Source organism: Vibrio sp. Vb1127, from assembly GCF_033338735.1.
GTDB lineage: Bacteria > Pseudomonadota > Gammaproteobacteria > Enterobacterales > Vibrionaceae > Vibrio > Vibrio alginolyticus.
Genome location: NZ_JAWOTF010000003.1, coordinates 134848 through 153347, shown reverse-complemented (window position 1 = coordinate 153347; position 18500 = coordinate 134848). Strand labels below are relative to the sequence as shown.

At 45.6% G+C, this 18500-nt stretch carries 12 protein-coding genes; 4 read left to right on the top strand and 8 right to left on the bottom strand.

The window, feature by feature from the left end:
• Positions 1–2: 2 nt before the first annotated feature.
• From R7H07_RS06830 to R7H07_RS06815, 4 genes are all read left to right on the top strand, one after another.
• Positions 3–893 carry an N-acetylglucosamine kinase gene (locus R7H07_RS06830; RefSeq protein WP_206959606.1) on the top strand — a complete coding sequence of 297 codons (891 nt, stop codon included), beginning with the start codon at positions 3–5 and terminating at the stop codon, positions 891–893.
• 8 nt (positions 894–901) lie between these two features.
• Positions 902–2821: a beta-N-acetylhexosaminidase gene (locus R7H07_RS06825; protein WP_206959608.1), complete on the top strand. Its 1920-nt coding sequence runs from the start codon at positions 902–904 to the stop codon at positions 2819–2821.
• 84 nt (positions 2822–2905) lie between these two features.
• Positions 2906–5314, top strand: a complete 2409-nt coding sequence (locus tag R7H07_RS06820; RefSeq protein ID WP_206959610.1) for a GH36-type glycosyl hydrolase domain-containing protein — start codon at positions 2906–2908, stop codon at positions 5312–5314.
• Between the two features lie 125 nt (positions 5315–5439).
• On the top strand, positions 5440–6852 hold the full coding sequence (locus R7H07_RS06815; protein ID WP_186584667.1) for a phosphoglucomutase/phosphomannomutase family protein: 1413 nt from the start codon (positions 5440–5442) through the stop codon (positions 6850–6852).
• Between the two features lie 158 nt (positions 6853–7010).
• On the opposite strand, the gene R7H07_RS06810 is transcribed toward R7H07_RS06815, so the two are convergent.
• The 8 genes from R7H07_RS06810 to R7H07_RS06775 form a co-directional block, all read right to left on the bottom strand.
• Complete coding sequence (locus tag R7H07_RS06810; RefSeq protein WP_005380055.1) at positions 7011–8042, bottom strand: ABC transporter ATP-binding protein; 1032 nt, start codon at positions 8040–8042, stop codon at positions 7011–7013.
• Positions 8042–9667: an ABC transporter permease gene (locus R7H07_RS06805; RefSeq protein ID WP_005386564.1), complete on the bottom strand. Its 1626-nt coding sequence runs from the start codon at positions 9665–9667 to the stop codon at positions 8042–8044. The genes R7H07_RS06810 and R7H07_RS06805 overlap by 1 nt, the downstream gene beginning before the upstream one ends.
• 99 nt (positions 9668–9766) lie before the next feature.
• Positions 9767–10780, bottom strand: a complete 1014-nt coding sequence (locus tag R7H07_RS06800) for a Fe(3+) ABC transporter substrate-binding protein (protein ID WP_005386566.1) — start codon at positions 10778–10780, stop codon at positions 9767–9769.
• 152 nt (positions 10781–10932) lie between these two features.
• The gene (locus tag R7H07_RS06795; RefSeq protein ID WP_005386568.1) at positions 10933–12162 is read right to left on the bottom strand and encodes an ammonium transporter; all 1230 of its coding nucleotides are present in this window, start codon (positions 12160–12162) and stop codon (positions 10933–10935) included.
• A 27-nt stretch (positions 12163–12189) separates the two neighbouring features.
• Positions 12190–12528, bottom strand: coding sequence for a P-II family nitrogen regulator (locus tag R7H07_RS06790; protein ID WP_005386570.1), 339 nt, complete (start codon positions 12526–12528; stop codon positions 12190–12192).
• 188 nt (positions 12529–12716) lie between these two features.
• Positions 12717–13085: a YacL family protein gene (locus R7H07_RS06785; protein ID WP_054579081.1), complete on the bottom strand. Its 369-nt coding sequence runs from the start codon at positions 13083–13085 to the stop codon at positions 12717–12719.
• Positions 13086–13184: 99 nt separating this feature from the next.
• On the bottom strand, positions 13185–15782 hold the full coding sequence (gene acnB / locus R7H07_RS06780) for a bifunctional aconitate hydratase 2/2-methylisocitrate dehydratase (RefSeq protein ID WP_005380009.1): 2598 nt from the start codon (positions 15780–15782) through the stop codon (positions 13185–13187).
• Positions 15783–16050: 268 nt separating this feature from the next.
• Complete coding sequence (locus tag R7H07_RS06775; protein WP_171344519.1) at positions 16051–18381, bottom strand: patatin-like phospholipase family protein; 2331 nt, start codon at positions 18379–18381, stop codon at positions 16051–16053.
• Positions 18382–18500: the final 119 nt, after the last annotated feature.

Here is an 18500-nt window from a genome sequence, read left to right as displayed (position 1 = left end):
TCATGGGAATGTATTTTGTCGGTATCGATGGTGGCGGCACGTCATGTCGAGCCAGGATTAAAGATTCACAAGGTAATTTTCTTGGCGAGGCCAAAAGCGGCAGTGCCAACATCATGCTAGGTGCTGAAATAGCAATGGCTTCGATTCTTGAATCCATCACTTCGGCTACCGAGCAAGGCGGTCTAACACAACAAGATTTCGCGTCGATGCACGTCGGCTTAGCCCTTGCTGGCGCAGAGCACAAAGCATCTTGGCAAGCCTTCATGTCTCTTCCTCATCCATTTGCCAGTATAACTCTGAATACCGATGCTTACGGTGCGTGCGTTGGTGCGCACAATGGCGAAGATGGCGCAATCATGATTGCGGGAACCGGTTCTTGTGGCATCTACCTTAAAGGATTGGAGCAACACGTTGTCGGTGGTCGTGAGTTCCCTATTTCGGATCAAGGTGGCGGCGCAGTGATGGGGCTACGCCTAGTTCAGCAAGTTTTGTTAGCTGAAGATGGCATCAGAGAAAAAACGCCCCTAGCACAACACGTTATGACGCATTTCGGAAATGAGGTCGACAACGTGGTGGCGTGGTCAAAACAGGCGCTTCCTCGTGATTATGGGCAGTTTTCTCCGGCTATTTTCCAACATGCGGAACAAGGCGATGCACTGGCCATTGAAATGCTGAAGCAAACCGCAGCGGATATAGAAATGTTTCTCGTGGCATTAAACAAGCGCGGCGCAACACGTATTTGTTTAATGGGCAGCATAGCTGAACGCATTGTACGTTGGCTTTCACCACCAGTTCAGCAATGGATTGTTGAGCCACAGTTTGACGCGATTGAAGGCGCAATTATGTTTGCTGGCAAACCAGAACATAACCTTTACTCGCTCAGTGCGGCGTAGGAGTAGATATGGAATATCGTGTTGATCTCGTAGTCCTTTCTGAGCAGAAACAAAACTGCCGCTTTGGCCTCACCTTTCATAACTTGAGCGACCAAGACCTAAACAGCTGGAGCTTAACTTTCGCTTTCGATCGTTACATTCTTCCAGACAGCGTTTCAAATGGTCAACTGACTCAAATTGGTAGTTTTTGCACACTTAAGCCAGAAGGGCTGGTACTGGCTGCCAACCATCACTATTACTGTGAATTCAGTATTGGTTCGAACCCATTCCGTTATTACTCGGATGGCTTTAACGAAGCGATGATCAACTTTGTCGTTGATGGAAACCCACAGCGCGCACAAGTGGATGTCACGCCTATCGTATTAGCTTCACCATACCGTGAACGCAGTGAGATTCCTGCAAGTTTAACCCATGCACAACCCTTGCTGCCAAAACCAAACCATATTGAGGTCAGCGATCACTATTTTAGCTTTGACCATCATGCTGGCGTCGCGGTTTATTCAAGCCTGGCCAATTCAGCTAAAGAATGGCTACTTGAAGAGCTTAAGCGCATTCACCAATTTGAGTTCGCATCAGACAATGGCAGTCAGATCATCTTCAAAGGCAACCCAACCTTGGATGAAGGCGCTTACAAACTGAAAGTATCCGAAGAGTCAATCAAAATTGAAGCAGGATCTTCGTCTGGTTTTACCCATGCTTGTGCAACGTTATTACAACTAATCAAAGTTGGCGATCAACCTAACTCAATGGAAGTAGTTTGCTGTTCAATCAAGGACAGGCCACGCTTTCGTTACCGCGGTATGATGCTCGATTGTGCTCGTCATTTTCACTCCATTGAGCAAGTCAAACGCTTGATCAACCAACTGGCTCATTACAAGTTCAATACGTTCCATTGGCATCTTACCGACGATGAGGGTTGGCGAATTGAAATCAAATCACTGCCTCAACTGACCGATATTGGTGCTTGGCGCGGATTGGATGAGATCAATGAACCACAGTACACGCACTTTGATGAACGTTACGGCGGCTTCTACACACAAGAAGACATCAAAGACGTTATCGAATTTGCATCGCAACGCGGCATCACCATCATTCCTGAAATTGATGTACCTGGTCATTGCCGAGCCGCCATCAAGTCGTTACCACACCTATTGGTAGAAGCGGAAGATACCACCGAATACCGCAGTATTCAGCATTACAACGACAACGTCATTAACCCTGCTCTGCCGGGGAGTTATGAATTTATCGACAAAGTGCTAGAAGAAGTCTCTGCACTTTTTCCTGCGCCTTACGTTCATATTGGTGCCGACGAAGTACCTAACGGCGTATGGTCAAAAAGCCCAGCATGCCAAGCACTAATGGAACAACTGGGTTACAGCGACTACAAAGATTTGCAAGGACACTTCTTGCGTTATGCCGAAAACAAACTTCGTAAATTGGGCAAACGCATGCTGGGCTGGGAAGAGGCTCAACACGGCGACAAAGTCAGTAAAGATACGGTGATCTACTCATGGCTAAGCGAAGAAGCGGCATTGAACTGTGCTCGCCAAGGCTTTGATGTGGTGCTGCAACCAGCACAAACCACTTACCTAGATATGACCCAAGACTACGCACCTGAAGAACCGGGCGTGGACTGGGCAAACCCACTGCCACTAGAAAAAGCTTACAACTACGAGCCGCTCGCTGAAGTGCCTGCTGACGACCCAATACGTAAGCGCATTTGGGGCATTCAAACAGCATTATGGTGCGAAATTATCAATAACCAACCTCGCATGGACTACATGATCTTCCCTCGTTTAACTGCAATGGCAGAAGCATGTTGGACAGACAAACAACACCGAGATTGGACCGACTATTTATCACGCTTGAAAGGCCATCTACCTCTGCTTGATTTGCAGGGAGTGAATTACCGTAAACCGTGGAAGTAATACAAAACTGATGTCGAAACATCACGCTTGAAGAGTTTTTAAATTTTGGCTGCTGATGCAGCTTCGTAAAAAGGAAAGACACAAATGAAATACGGCTATTTCGATAACGAGAATCGCGAATACGTCATCACTCGCCCTGACGTACCAGCACCATGGACCAACTACCTAGGTACTGAGAAGTTCTGTACGGTTATCTCGCACAACGCGGGTGGCTACTCGTTCTACAACTCTCCAGAATACAACCGTGTTACTAAATTCCGTCCAAATGCGACATTCGATCGCCCAGGACACTACGTTTACTTGCGTGATGATGAGACAGGTGATTACTGGTCAATCTCTTGGCAACCAGTTGCGAAGAGCCTAGACGAAGCAAACTACGAAGTTCGTCACGGCTTGTCTTACTCTAAGTTCAAATGTGAATACAGCGGTATTACCGCAACAAAAACTCTGTTCGTGCCAAAAGGCGAAGACGCTGAAATCTGGGATGTAGTGATTAAAAACACCTCTGACAAACCACGTACGATCAGTGCATTCTCATTTGTTGAGTTCTCATTCAGCCACATTCAGTCTGATAACCAAAACCATCAGATGTCTCTGTACTCAGCAGGTACGGCTTACAACGAAGGCGTGATCGAGTACGATCTGTACTACAACACCAACGATTTCGAAGGCTTCTACTACCTAGCTTCAACATTTGCCCCAGATTCATACGACGGCCAACGTGACAGCTTCCTAGGCCTATACCGTGACGAAGCAAACCCGTTAGCGGTAGAACAAGGTAAGTGTTTCAATACAGCACAAACGTGTTACAACCACTGTGGCTCTTTGCATAAGCAATTCACTATTCAGCCGGGTGAAGAAGTTCGCTTTGCTTACATTCTAGGTATCGGTAAAGGCAACGGTGAGCGTCTACGTGCTAAGTACCAAGATCTTGCAGAAGTCGACAACGCATTTGCGGGTATCAAAGCACACTGGGATGAGCGTTGTGGCAAGTTCCAAGTGAAATCACCAAACGAAGGTCTAGATACCATGATCAACGCTTGGACGTTATACCAAGCGGAAACGTGTGTGGTGTGGTCTCGCTTTGCTTCATTCATCGAGGTGGGAGGCCGTACTGGTCTTGGTTACCGCGATACAGCGCAAGATGCAATCTCAGTTCCTCACGCTAACCCAGCAATGACGCGCAAACGTATCGTTGACCTACTGCGCGGCCAAGTAAAAGCGGGCTACGGTCTACACCTATTCGATCCAGATTGGTTTGATCCAGAAAAAGCTGATGTTAAACCATCTAAATCTCCAACCGTAGTTCCAACACCTTCTGATGAAGACAAAATTCACGGCATCGAAGACACCTGTTCTGATGATCACCTATGGCTAGTTCCAACCATCTGTAAGTACGTGATGGAAACCGGTGAGCACAGCTTCTTCGACGAAGTGATCCCTTACGCCGACGGTGGCGATGCAACGGTTTATGACCACATGAAAGCCGCGCTAGACTTCTCGGCTGAATACGTAGGTCAAACCGGTATCTGTAAAGGTCTGCGTGCAGACTGGAACGACTGTCTGAACCTAGGTGGCGGCGAATCTTCAATGGTGTCGTTCCTACATTTCTGGGCACTGCAGGAGTTCATCGACCTAGCGAAATACCTAGGTAAGGAAGCCGACGTTGAAAAATACACCGAGATGGCAGCAAACGTGCGTGAAGCGTGTGAAACACACCTTTGGGACGAAGAAGGCGGCTGGTATATCCGTGGTCTAACGAAAAACGGCGAAAAGATCGGTACAGCGCAACAAAAAGAAGGTCGTGTACACCTAGAGTCAAACACACTTGCGGTACTTTCTGGTGCGGTATCTCAAGAGCGCGGCGAAAAAGCGATGGACGCTGTCGATGAGAACCTATTCTCTGAATACGGCCTCCACCTAAACTCACCATCTTTTGCAACACCGAATGATGATATCGGCTTCGTAACTCGTGTTTACCAAGGCGTAAAAGAGAACGGTGCGATCTTCTCGCATCCAAATCCATGGGCTTGGGTAGCTGAAGCGAAACTGGGTCGTGGTGATCGTGCAATGAAGTTCTACGATGCACTGAACCCATACAACCAGAACGACATCATCGAAAAACGTATTGCAGAACCTTACTCATACGTACAGTTCATCATGGGTCGTGACCACCAAGACCACGGTCGTGCAAACCACCCATGGTTAACAGGTACGTCAGGCTGGGCTTACTTCGCTGTTACCAACTTTATCCTTGGTGTGCGTACAGGCTTCGATGGCCTAACTATCGATCCATGTATCCCAACGAACTGGCCTGGTTTCGAAGTGACTCGTCAATGGCTAGGTGCAACGTACAACATCAAAGTAGTTAACCCAAACTCAGTAAGCAAAGGCGTTAAGTCGATTACTGTGAACGGTGAAGCAGTGAATGGTGCCTCTGTCCCAGTTCAAGCGGAAGGTTCAGTAAACGAAGTTATCGTTACTCTAGGTTAATCATCTTTTGGGGGAGAGCTTTTCCCCTTTTGATTTATCCGATGCACTTGAGTTTGAGAAGTGCATCGGTTCGCTAGCAAAGATTTAAGAGGCGGTGGGATACCGCTCTTATCGAGGATCGAATCATGATCAAATTTGGTACAGGCGGTTGGCGTGCATTTATCGGTGAGGAGTTCACCAAAGATAATGTACGTTTGGTCGCTCAAGCAGTTGCAAACATCACGAATAACGAATCGGTTGCTGATCGCGGTTTTGTGATTGGCTATGACCGTCGTTTTCTTTCCGATAAAGCAGGTCGTTGGTTCGCTGAGGTTCTAGCAGCAAACGGCATTGTGGTTAGCTTTATCGACAAATTTGTCCCAACACCTATCGTAATGTTTAAAGCGAAAGAAATGGGCTGCGCATACTCGGCATGTATTACCGCATCACACAACCCTGCCGATTACAACGGCATTAAAGTCTTCATTGAAGGCGGTCGTGACGCAGATGAAATCATCACCCAAAAAATCGAATCACAAATAGACGCGCTCACCGTGCAAGATGTAAAAAGCGTCGACTTTGAACAAGCGGTTGAAGATAAGCTGATTGAAATCATCAACCCGATGAACGAATTCGTTGACTCAATCATCGACTTTATCGACATAGGAGCGATCAAGAAAGCGAATTTACGTGTTTTGATCGACCCAATGTTTGGTGTCGCGAAAAACGCACTGCAAACCGTATTAATCAACGGCCGCTGTGACGTTGATGTGATTAACGATGGCAAAAACCCAGACTTCGGTGGGTTAATGCCTTCGCCAAGCGCTGCAACACTCTACCGTTTGATGCACCTAGTGAAAGAGCAAGGTTACGATATTGGCATCGGTACTGATGGCGATGCGGACCGTCTTGGCATTATCGACGAAAAAGGTAACTTCATTCATCCAAATGAAGTGCTACTGCTGCTTTACTACTACCTACTTGAATACAAAGGCTGGAAAGGCTCCGTGGTACGTAACATCGCAACCACACACCTTCTCGATAAAGTCGCCGAAGATCATGGCGAAAAATGCTTTGAGGTTCCTGTAGGCTTTAAGCACATCAGTTCCAAAATGGAAGCGGATGACTCACTGATTGGCGGGGAAAGCTCTGGCGGCCTAACCATTCGCGGCCACATCAAAGGTAAAGACGGCGTATTCGCATCAAGTCTATTGGTAGAAATGATTTCAGTAACCGGCAAGAAGCTGTCTGAGTTGCTAGATGAAATCTACGGCAAGTACGGCTATGCCTACATGGCAGAAGGCGATTGCAAGTTCAAACCAGCGCAAAAAGACGTACTGTTCAACAAGATTTATGTTGAAAAGCAGTTGCCTGAGTTTGAGTTTGAAATCGAAAAAGTCAGCTATGAAGATGGCGCGAAAGTCTACTTCAAAAACGGCGGTTGGATCATCGCTCGCTTCTCTGGCACTGAGCCACTGCTACGAATTTTTGCAGAGATGCAAGATAAGGACACTGCGGAACGTGTTCTTCAACAGTTTAAAGACTTCTTGTCTTTATAACTGAACCTTGTGCCCGCTTCGCGCACTATGATGAGAGTCGACGCTGTCTGAAAAGGCGCTCATCAAAAAGGAGAAGAGCACTTGCCCGGCTCCACAGCCGGGCTTTTTTATTGTATGTTGGAAAGTCGTAAACGAGATAGAAAAGATACTCAGGAGCGTTAAGCAAATGCCAGGACGCCTTGCGTTTCAATTTTCACCGCGACGGACTCACCTATATTTAATGCTTGCGAAGCTGTAGCTAACAAACGGTCACCATTCGCGTTAATCACATAACGGCAGTGATCACCCATAAAATGCTGTTCCAATACGGTTACCGAACTATCTTCATCGGATTGAATTTGCACATGCTGCGGTCTTAGCAGTAAAGAGCACTCCGCCTGTACTGGAATATCTTGTTGAGCCGTGGCTTCAACCACGCCCAAGTGGGTTTCATATTCTGAATTCGAAACTCGTTTAGCAGCAAGGTAACTGCCACCACCTAAGAAATCAGCGACAAATTTACTTGAAGGTTGGTAGTAAAGCTCAGATGCTGTGCCATATTGCTCGATGACTCCATTGTTCATCACTGCCATTTTATCGGCGAAAGCAAAAGCCTCTTCACGGCTATGCGTAACAAAAATGGCAGTCACACCTTGGGCCTTAAAAATCTTACGGATCTCACTTATCAACTCATGGCGAACTTGCGTATCAATATTAGAAAACGGTTCATCCAGTAACAGTAAGTCTGGGCTGTAAGCTAATGAGCGAGCAATCGCAACACGCTGCTGCTGTCCACCAGACAATTGATGAGGATAACGATCGCCATAACCTTGAAGATGCACGAGTTCTAACATCTCTTGAACTTTGGCATTTTTCTCTTTTGTCGAGCACTGCTTTAAGCCAAAGGCAATGTTTTGCTCCACCGTCAAGTGAGGAAAAAGTGCGTAATCTTGGAAAATCATCCCTATATTACGCTGTTCTGGCGGCAACCAGTTTTCCCCATCATCAATTGTGACGCAATTTAGACTCATTTCGCCTGACGTTAACGGCAATAATCCCGCAACGGCCTTTAATAGTGTTGTTTTCCCACAGCCACTAGCTCCTAGCAAACAGACAATCTGCCCTTGTTCTACCTCAAGAGACAATGATTCGAGTACGGTTTGATCATCATATTGGCACGTTAGGTTTTTAATTGATAATGCACAGCTCATCAGTGATTTTGCTCCAGTGAACGGTTAACAACAACAAGCGGGATCAACCCAACAAGAACCAACAGGACCGCTGGTAAAGCGGCCAATTCTAAATGCTCATCCGAGGCGAAGTTATAAACGTATGTGGCTAGTGTTTCAAAGTTAAACGGACGAAGTAACAAAGCCGCATTGAGCTCTTTCATTGACTCGATAAACACTAATAAAGCCGCAATCAGTGCACCGCGCTTAACCAGCGGAAAGTGCACGCGCCACAGCATGGCATTGGGCTTACAACCCATAGTGCGCGATGCCATATCTAACGACGGAGAAATTTTATTTAAATTACTTTCGATACTACCAATCGCTACCGCGGAAAAGCGCACAACCATGGCAAATACTAGTGCGAACATGGAACCAGAAAAGATAAGTCCCGGCCTTCCCCACTCCATGGCTTTAGCAACGTCGTTGACACGATGATCCATAAACAGCACAGCGACCATCACACCGATGGCTAGTACCGTTCCTGGTACTGCATAGCCCATAGAAGAAAGACGCATAAATGCCAAGCTTTCTCGTTTACCATTGACTCGATGGGTAAAGTTAACGATCAGTGCGACAGCAACACCAATAATCGCAGCAATAACAGACACAACTAAGCTATTCCATGCGTATTCACGAAACTCTGAGGTCCAACTCTGTGCAAAATAAGTGATCGCATAATCAATCAGCTGTAGTAGCGGCAAAATAAACGCGACCGAAACCAAGCCCCAGCACCAAACTAGTGCGGTCCACTTTTTCCAGCCCGTCAACTCGTAACGAAAATCTTCGTGACTGTTAAATTGGCTTTGAAAAAGCTTTTGTTTACGGCGGCTGTATCGTTCGGCACTAAGAAGCAGTACTACAATGACGAGCATCATGGCAGAAATCTTGGCTGCCGCATTAAGATTAGAGTACCCCAACCAAGTATCGTAGACCGCTGTGGTTAACGTATTCACCGCGAAGTAACTTACCGTACCAAAGTCACCAATGGTCTCCATTGCGACCAATGATAAACCCACTGCGATAGAGGGTCTTACTAACGGCATCGAGATGCGCCAAAAACTTTCCCATGGAGAGCACTTGAGCAAACGCGCGCTTTGCAATAAAGAGACATTTTGCTCCATAAACGCAGCCCGGCACAATAAATACACGTAAGGATACAACACCAAAGCCAACACAAAGGTCGCACCAGGCAACGTACGAATGTCAGGGAACCAATACTCGCCAGGTCCCCATCCGGTTACATCACGCAAAAAGATCTGAATCGGGCCTGCAAAATCAAACCAATCAGTAAAAATATAACCAATGATATAACCTGGCATTGCAAGAGGTAGTACCAATGCCCACTGCAACCATTTTTCGGTCGGCAGTTTACACATGGCCATTATCCAAGCGCTTGGAATACCAAGAATTAAGGACAGCACCATTACGCCAACAGTTAGCGCAACCGTGTTAAAAATATAAGTCGGCATGACCGTTGCCATTAAATGAGCAAACAAATCATCCGTTTCACCAATCGCGGTGTAGAAGATCGCTAAGATCGGCAAAACCAGTAGCAGAGTTATTACCCCACTACTGGTTTTCCATAAAGAGTGTTTATCTTTCATCGCCTAATTACTGCAAGGCTGTATGAAATACAAATGCTGTTGCAAATACATCTCATATCCTTTAATCAAATGGGGGTACTGTTATACCCCCACAAGGAATTAAAGGTCAAATTTCACTTCGTCTAATAGCTTAATTGCCGCTTCGTGGTTGGCTGCAATATCGTCTAGAGAAAGCTTGTCTGCTTTAAAGTCACCCCAAGATTCCACAAGCTCAGAACGCTTCACGCCTTCTTTAACTGGGTACTCATAGTTAACTTCTGCGTACATTTGCTGCGCTTTGTCACCCGTTAGGAATTCCATTAGCTTTACAGCATTGTCTTTGTTTGGAGAGTACTTCGCCATCGCCATACCAGAGATATTCACGTGAGTGCCTGTAGTCTCTTGGTTAGGGAAGTTGATGTAAACTGCATCAGCCCAAGCTTTTTGCTCTTTGTCGTTAACCATTTTACCTAGGTAGTAGCTGTTACCTAGAGAAACATCACATAGGCCTTCTTTGATCGCTTTAACTTGTGCACGGTCGTTGCCTTGTGGTTTGCGAGCAAGGTTTGCTTTCACGCCTTCCAACCACTCTTTGGTTTCTGCTTCGCCATTGTGAGCAATCATTGCTGAAACTAGAGAAACGTTGTACGGGTGCTTACCGCTACGAGTACAAATTTTACCTTTGAACTCTGGCTTAGCTAAGTCTGCGTAGTTGAAATCTGCGCCTAGTTTACCTACGCGATCACGTGATGAATAAACGCTACGAGAACGTAGAGTTAGAGCAAACCACTCATTCTCTTTATCTTGGTATTGAGCAGGTACGTTTTCTTCAATGATTTTGCTATCGACTTTCTGAACTAAACCTTTGTTTGTCAGTTCAGCTAGACGGCTGATGTCTGTCGTAAGAATAACGTCAGCAGGGCTGTACTCACCTTCTTGAGCTAGCTTTTCTGCTAAGCCTTTTTTAGCAAATTTTACGTTTACTTTGATGCCAGTTTCTTTAGTGAACTCATTGAACATAGGTTCAACTAGGAAAGGTTGACGGTAAGAGTAGACGTTCACTTCTTCAGCAGCCATTGCTGTTGGAGCTAGAGTAGCGCAAGTTAGTGCTGAAAGAGTTAGCAGTTTTTTCATTGTTTAATCCTTTACCATGCTAATGATAACGTTTATCAGTTGCGTTATTATATGTATGTTCAATAAGAAGACAATGACGAATATTAAAAAACCTGCTCATCGGAGCAGGTTTTATTGTGTTAAGTGTGTAACCATTTATTACAAGCTAATGATTATTTCACCGTAACAAACTCTGGGTAAGCACCAACACCACAATCATGCATGTCCATACCTTCCATTTCTTCATCTTCTGTAACGCGAATCCCAACGGTTGCTTTCAAGATTGCCCACACAACTAGGCTGGCACCAAATACCCAAGCAAAGATAACTACGGCACCTAAAAGCTGTGCACCAAACGTTGCATCACCGTTGCTCAGTGGCACTACCATTAGGCCGAAGAAACCACACACACCGTGAACTGAGATAGCACCTACTGGATCGTCAATTTTAAGTTTATCTAGAGCAATGATACTGAATACAACTAGTGCCCCCGACACCGCACCAATCGCAACCGCGTACAGTGGTGATGGCGATAGAGGGTCTGCAGTGATGGCAACCAAGCCAGCTAGCGCGCCATTGAGAATCATCGTTAAATCGGCTTTACCCCAAGTAGTTTTACAAACGAATAGCGCCGCAATTGCACCGGCAGCCGCTGCTGCGTTAGTGTTTAGAAAGATCTGACCTACCGCTGTAGCATTCTCAAAATCTGAAACCATCAACTGAGAACCACCGTTAAATCCAAACCAGCCAAACCAAAGGATAAAAGTACCCAACGTTGCCAAAGGCATGTTAGAACCTGGAATCGGATAGATTTCACCATTTTTACCGTACTTACCCTTACGCGCGCCAAGCAGTAACACACCAGCAAGAGCAGCAGAAGCACCTGCCATATGTACGATACCAGAACCCGCAAAGTCACTAAATCCAGCTTCTGCTAGGAACCCTCCACCCCATGTCCAGTAACCTTCCATTGGATAGATAAACGCAGTTAAAATCGCAGAGAAAATCAAGAAAGACCAAAGCTTCATGCGCTCAGCTACCGCACCAGAAACGACGGACATGGCAGTTGCAACGAAGACAACTTGGAAGAAGAAGTCAGACTCTAAAGAGTGGTCGGCCCCTTCACCTTGAGTACCAATTAGCGTACCAAATGAAGGTAACCAGCCTCCTTCTCCATTATCGACATACATGATGTTATAACCGACAATCAGAAACATCGTACATGCGATGGCGTACAAACAGATGTTCTTCGTAAGAATTTCTGTTGTGTTTTTAGAGCGCACAAGGCCAGCCTCTAGCATCGCAAAGCCTGCTGCCATCCACATTACCAACGCACCGGAAATGAGGAAGAAAAAGGTGTCAAGTGCGTAACGTAACTCGGTTACTGTTGTTGTTAATTCCATAATAAGTATCTCCAATCCTTTGAATTCTTAAAGTGCTTCTGCGTCCATTTCGCCAGTTCGGATACGCACCGCTTGGTTCAAATCGTAAACAAAAATTTTACCGTCGCCGATTTTTCCGGTTTGCGCAGCTTTTGTAATTGCTTCAACAACGCGATCTACATTGTCTGCGTGAGTCGCGATTTCAATTTTCACCTTTGGTAGAAAATCGACTTGATACTCTGCACCGCGATACAATTCCGTGTGACCTTTTTGACGACCGAACCCTTTAACTTCTGATACTGTCATCCCTTCGATACCGACATCAGCCAATGCTTCTCGTACATCGTCTAATTTAAACGGCTTAATAATGGCATTGATTATTTTCATTGAGTTATCTCCGAAGCTTTCATCCTGAAACACTTCTTATAATCCAATCTACGTGCCAAGTTTTTAAGTTATTGAATAATAAAAACTAACCTCAATTTACATATCTATAAACAAAAAGGGCGCACCATATCGGTGCGCCCTTTTCACAAATTTAAAGCAACGACAGAGAAGTTACCCAAAACTGTGCATTAAATGTTCAAAAAGTCTTTCCACTGTTCGATAAGTGCCATGAAATCCTCTATCCCACAACTTGCTGTACTTTCTGCATTGTAGAAGTCGAACTCACTTTCCATCTCGACATCATATTCATGGGCTAATGCGTTTTCTTGTACAAGAACTTCGTCGCCCTGAATCATCAAGCTAATTTCCGTGCCTGTTAGGTTATGCTCCTGAGAAGGCGCTAAAAATGACCGCTCAATTAGCTTTTCAACCTGTGCAATCTTCATCGGATCTTTGCCAATTTCTTCTTGCAACCAGCGCCCTACAATCTCATGTCCCATGCTACATTTTACGTAGTACTCGCCCATCAACGTGTTACGAATGAATTCAAATTCCACCGAGATTGCCTATTTCGTATCAATTTGGTGCGAGTATAGCGAATTGCTCCCATAAAAAAAGCACCTCATGTGAGGTGCTTTTGAATTGTGCATTTCTGATTATGCCGGTTCTTGGAAGATCACTTCGTCCGCTTTCTTGGTGTATTGATCCATTTTATGGAAGTTCAAGTAGCGGTACGTATCCGTTGCCGTAGCGTCGATTTGCTTCGCGTATTCTAGGTATTCTTCTTTGGTTGGAATCTTACCTAGAATTGCACCTACTGCAGCTAGCTCAGCTGACGACAGGTAAACATTCGCACCAGTACCCAGACGGTTCGGGAAGTTACGCGTTGAAGTCGACATTACTGTTGATTTATCTGCAACACGCGCTTGGTTACCCATACAAAGTGAACACCCTGGCGTTTCAATACGCACCCCTGCACGTCCGAAGATACCGTAGTAGCCTTCTTCAATCAGTTGGTCTTTATCCATTTTTGTTGGTGGCGCTACCCAAAGGCGCGTTGCTAACTGGCCATTGAACTTATCAAGCAATTTACCTGCTGCGCGGAAGTGACCGATGTTCGTCATACAAGAACCGATGAACACTTCATCAATCGCTGTGCCTTGTACTTCAGACAACAAACGAGCGTCATCTGGATCATTCGGTGCACATAGTACTGGCTCATTGATTTCAGCCATATCGATTTCAATCACATGTGCGTATTCAGCGTCTTTATCTGCTTGCATCAGCTCAGGGTTTGCTAGCCACTCTTGCATTGCAGTAATGCGGCGCTCGATAGTACGGCGATCACCGTAACCTTCAGAGATCATCCACTTCAGCATCACGATGTTAGAGTTTAAGTACTCTTCGATCGACTCTTGAGACAATTTCACAGTACAACCTGCCGCAGAACGCTCTGCAGATGCATCAGAAAGCTCAAATGCTTGCTCAACCGTTAGCGTTTCTAAGCCTTCAATCTCAAGGATACGGCCAGAAAATTCGTTGATCTTGCCCGCTTTTTCTACCGTTAGTAGCCCTTGCTGAATCGCGTAGTAAGGGATGGCATGAACAAGATCACGCAGTGTAATACCCGGTTGCATTTCACCTTTAAAACGAACCAAGATTGACTCTGGCATGTCTAGCGGCATAACGCCTGTCGCAGCTGCAAAGGCAACCAAGCCCGAGCCAGCTGGGAATGAAATACCCAGAGGGAAACGAGTATGTGAGTCACCACCCGTACCAACAGTATCCGGTAGTAGCATACGGTTTAGCCATGAGTGGATAATACCGTCACCAGGACGAAGAGATACACCTCCGCGGTTCATAATAAAGTCCGGAAGTGTATGGTGAGTGTTAACGTCTACTGGTTTTGGATAAGCCGATGTGTGACAGAAAGACTGCATGACAAGATCAGCAGAGAAGCCGAGACACGCCAAGTCTTTAAGTTCATCACGAGTCATAGGGCCTGTAGTATCTTGCGAGCCTACTGTCGTCATCTTCGGCTCACAGTAGGTACCAGGGCGAATGCCTTCTACGCCACACGCTTTACCAACCATTTTCTGTGCAAGCGTGTAACCCTTGCCAGAATCTGCGATTTCACCAGGTTTACGGAATACATCCGAAGGCTCAAGACCTAGCGATTGACGCGCTTTGTCTGTCAAACCACGACCGATGATCAATGGGATACGACCACCAGCACGAACTTCATCAATCAGTACTTCTGTTTTTAGCGAGAACTCAGCTAGAACCTCACCAGTTTCGTGGTTGCAAACTTTACCTTCATATGGGTAAACATCGATAACATCGCCCATGTTGAGCTTAGTTACGTCAACTTCAATTGGTAGTGCGCCAGCATCTTCCATTGTGTTAAAGAAGATAGGGGCAATTTTGCCACCAAGCACATACCCACCAGCTCGTTTGTTTGGAACGTAAGGGATATCATCACCCATAAACCAAAGCACTGAGTTGGTTGCCGATTTACGTGAAGAGCCAGTACCAACAACATCACCAACGTAAACCAATTGATGACCTTTGTCTTTTAACTCTTCAATTTGCTTGATCGGGCCAATAGTACCCGGTTGATCAGGGTTTATTCCTTCACGCTCGTTTTTAAGCATCGCCAGTGCGTGTACTGGAATATCAGGGCGAGACCAAGCGTCAGGTGCAGGTGAAAGGTCATCCGTGTTCGTTTCACCTGTTACTTTAAATACGGTTAGAGTGACTTTTTCTTCAAGCTTAGGCTTAGAAAGGAACCACTCAGCATCAGCCCATGATTGAAGTACTTTCTGTGCATGCGCATTGCCTGCTTTTGCTTTCTCTTCTACGTCGTAGAAAGCATCAAACATCAGCAGCGTATGAGACAGCGCTTTTACTGCGATCTCTGCCAGTGCTTCATCATCCAATAGCTCAACTAGCGGTTCGATGTTGTAACCACCTTGCATAGTGCCTAGCAGTTCAGCCGCTTTTTCACGACTCACTAATGGTGATTTAACTTCACCTTTTGCTACTGCTGTTAGGAAACCCGCTTTTACATAAGCAGCTTCATCAACACCTGGAGGGATACGGTTTTCAAGTAGGTCAAGAATGACTTCTTCTTCACCTTGCGGGGGATTTTTCAGAAGTTCTACAAGTCCAGCAACTTGTTCTGCGTCTAGCGGTTTAGGAACAACTCCTTCAGCAGCACGCTCTTCGACGTGTTTACGGTAGGCTTCAAGCACGACTTTTTCCTCTCATTGCGGTTCCTCCTCTATTATTACTATTGTTAAAGTAAAGGAGTGAACATCCTTGGAAACTTGGCTCTCCATTGCCCTTGTTTTCATTCAATTATGATTGAGAAACAGCGCCGTAGAGGCCAAACTGTGGGCAAAATAATAGCAAATTTAACCTTAAATTAAAATCTTATCATTTTGACCAACATAGCAACTTACGACTAAAGTTCTGCTAAATTTGACCAAATATGCCAAGTTTTTGCTTTCTCATACCCGGTTAATTAAACGATGTTCCTACGATCAAATACACAGCATCCAAATCTTGCTCGGTACGACCGTATGCCAACATTATTGGTCCTATTGGTGAGTCAACACCAAAGAAGATGGAGCCAGCATTGTAAAGCGGCGCTTCGTTTAGTTTCAGATCATTATCAGACCAAACACCGCCATATTCGACCGATGCGCCCAGGTAGACTGGAGCTTCAAACAATCCGAAATCATTATCAAACCACTTATATCGGTACACCAAACTGCTGAAAAATAAGTTCTGTCCGATCAGGCTATTTCTTGGGATTCCCGATAGGCTTAAAAAGCCGCCCAACTCTCTGGGATCAAGCGGTAAAGATGAGTTTTTACTCTCTACAAAACTATATTCAGCATGTCCGACTAAAGTATGACGCTGATGACTCACTGCACCTTTAAATCGTGCAGAGATTTCATAAACGGTATCTTCAATAATTTTGTCAGTCTCTAAAAGGCTAACGCCCTGAGGACTTTGATCATGAGACACTAAATATTCGAGATCGACTAAAAGTCCACGAGTCGGAAATGCGAAATCATCAAGTGTATCTAGACGATAATTGGCAAACAGTCCACGACGTTCAAAATCCAATTTACCAGCAGAAGCCAAAGTAGAAAGCTCAATATCTCCGGTTGAGTAGCGAGCGCCAAATCGAAGTTCTTGCCACAATGTGGGTTGGATACCTATCGCTAACTCTGTTGTAAAATCATCGTAAGTGACCGGAAAAAAGTCATTTACTGACTCTAAATCTGGTGCTTGAGGCTCTGTTAAAGGTAAGTTTCGGCTCTCACTACCATAGGAAATTCGCCCCGATACAAAAAGTTCTTGGCTAGATAAAACAGGGGAATACAACTCAGCTTCAATCAGCTTATCCGTGCCCATTTCTACGTTGAACGCCAACTCCGCGCCATGAGAGTTTAAATTGGTAAAGTTGGTCGATATTCCTATGCCGTACTGGCTATCTGTATCGAAGTCATCTTCAAGAAAAAATCGGAAGTTGAGATAATTAGGCCCCCACGACTTCTCGTTAACATCAAAAACCAACAATGTCTCACCATCAACCTCTTCAAAGTGATAAGTGATGAGCTCGAACCGATCTAACGCGTAGAGGTTTTCAACGGCTTTCTCAATTTCGGCCGTTGAAATACGACGTCCGGTTTCTAATTCAATACGATTCGTCAACAACACATCGCTGTAGTGCGTGTTATTAACAATCACTATGTCATCAACCACACGCTGATCGCCATAAATCAAAGTTTTACGAACTTCTTGTTTGCGATCGATGTATTTTTGATAGTCCGCATTGGACAAGCGCAACCCTTTCAGCTTGTCTTTTAACTGCTTGGTAATATCGTACCCAGCTTGAAAAGCCCAAGGCATTTTGTCGAACTCGACAGTTTCCATGGTGCCCACATTGGGACGAATATAGATATCTTGAGGTTCAAGCTCGTCCACTTGCTGTTGTGTACTACGACGAACGAGATAGTTAGAGAGTTGGTCCGCGACAGTAAACAGCCCCGTAAATTCATCTTCGGTTTTGTAGTCGGTGCTAATATCGACGGCAATAACGACATCAGCCCCCATGGCGCGAGCCACATCGACAGGCATGTTATTGACGACGCCGCCATCAACAAGCATATGGCCATTGAGCTTATAGGGAGGAAGCGCTCCTGGTACAGACATGCTAGCCATCATGGCGTCCACAAGGTAACCATTGCCCAGTACGACTTCTTCTAAGGCAAGAATATCTGTCGCAACAGAACGATAAGGAATGGCAAGATCATCAAAAGAATCGAATCGCCCTAAGTTCCCTGTAGTCTCACGCAATACTCGCAACATGTTCTGGCCTTGCACCACACCCGTTGGTGCTCGTACCTCACCGAACCTTAAGCCGAGGTCGGTATTAATTTGATAGCGGTCTTCATACTCTTTGTCACGAACTCGACGTTGGCTACGGTCAACACGATCTCGATAACCGCTGCCCCAATCGACGGTGTAGATAAAACTCTCGATTTCTTCAGCACTCATCCCCGTGGCATAGAGCCCACCCACATAGGCGCCCATACTGGTACCGGTCACAATATCGACAGGGATCTGCATTTCTTCCAATGCTTTTAAAACCCCAATGTGTGCCGCCCCTTTCGCTCCGCCACCAGCGAGCACAACCGCCACCTTTGGTCGAGGTTCCAAGTCATCCGTTTTTGTTAGAGAGTTTGCGAGGGAAACAGAAGGAGTGATCATCAAAAAGGTACTAACCCAAAGCGCAAAGTTGCGAACCGATGGGCTTGATAACAGCTTTTTGAACATTCACTTCTTCCTTTATTGAATATCTGATCAAGTAGGGCGTGCTAGCAGTACTGTACTAACACGCCCTAATATGTACTAAGAATTAATCAGATAAACAAGCTAATGTTGTTGATTTGGCG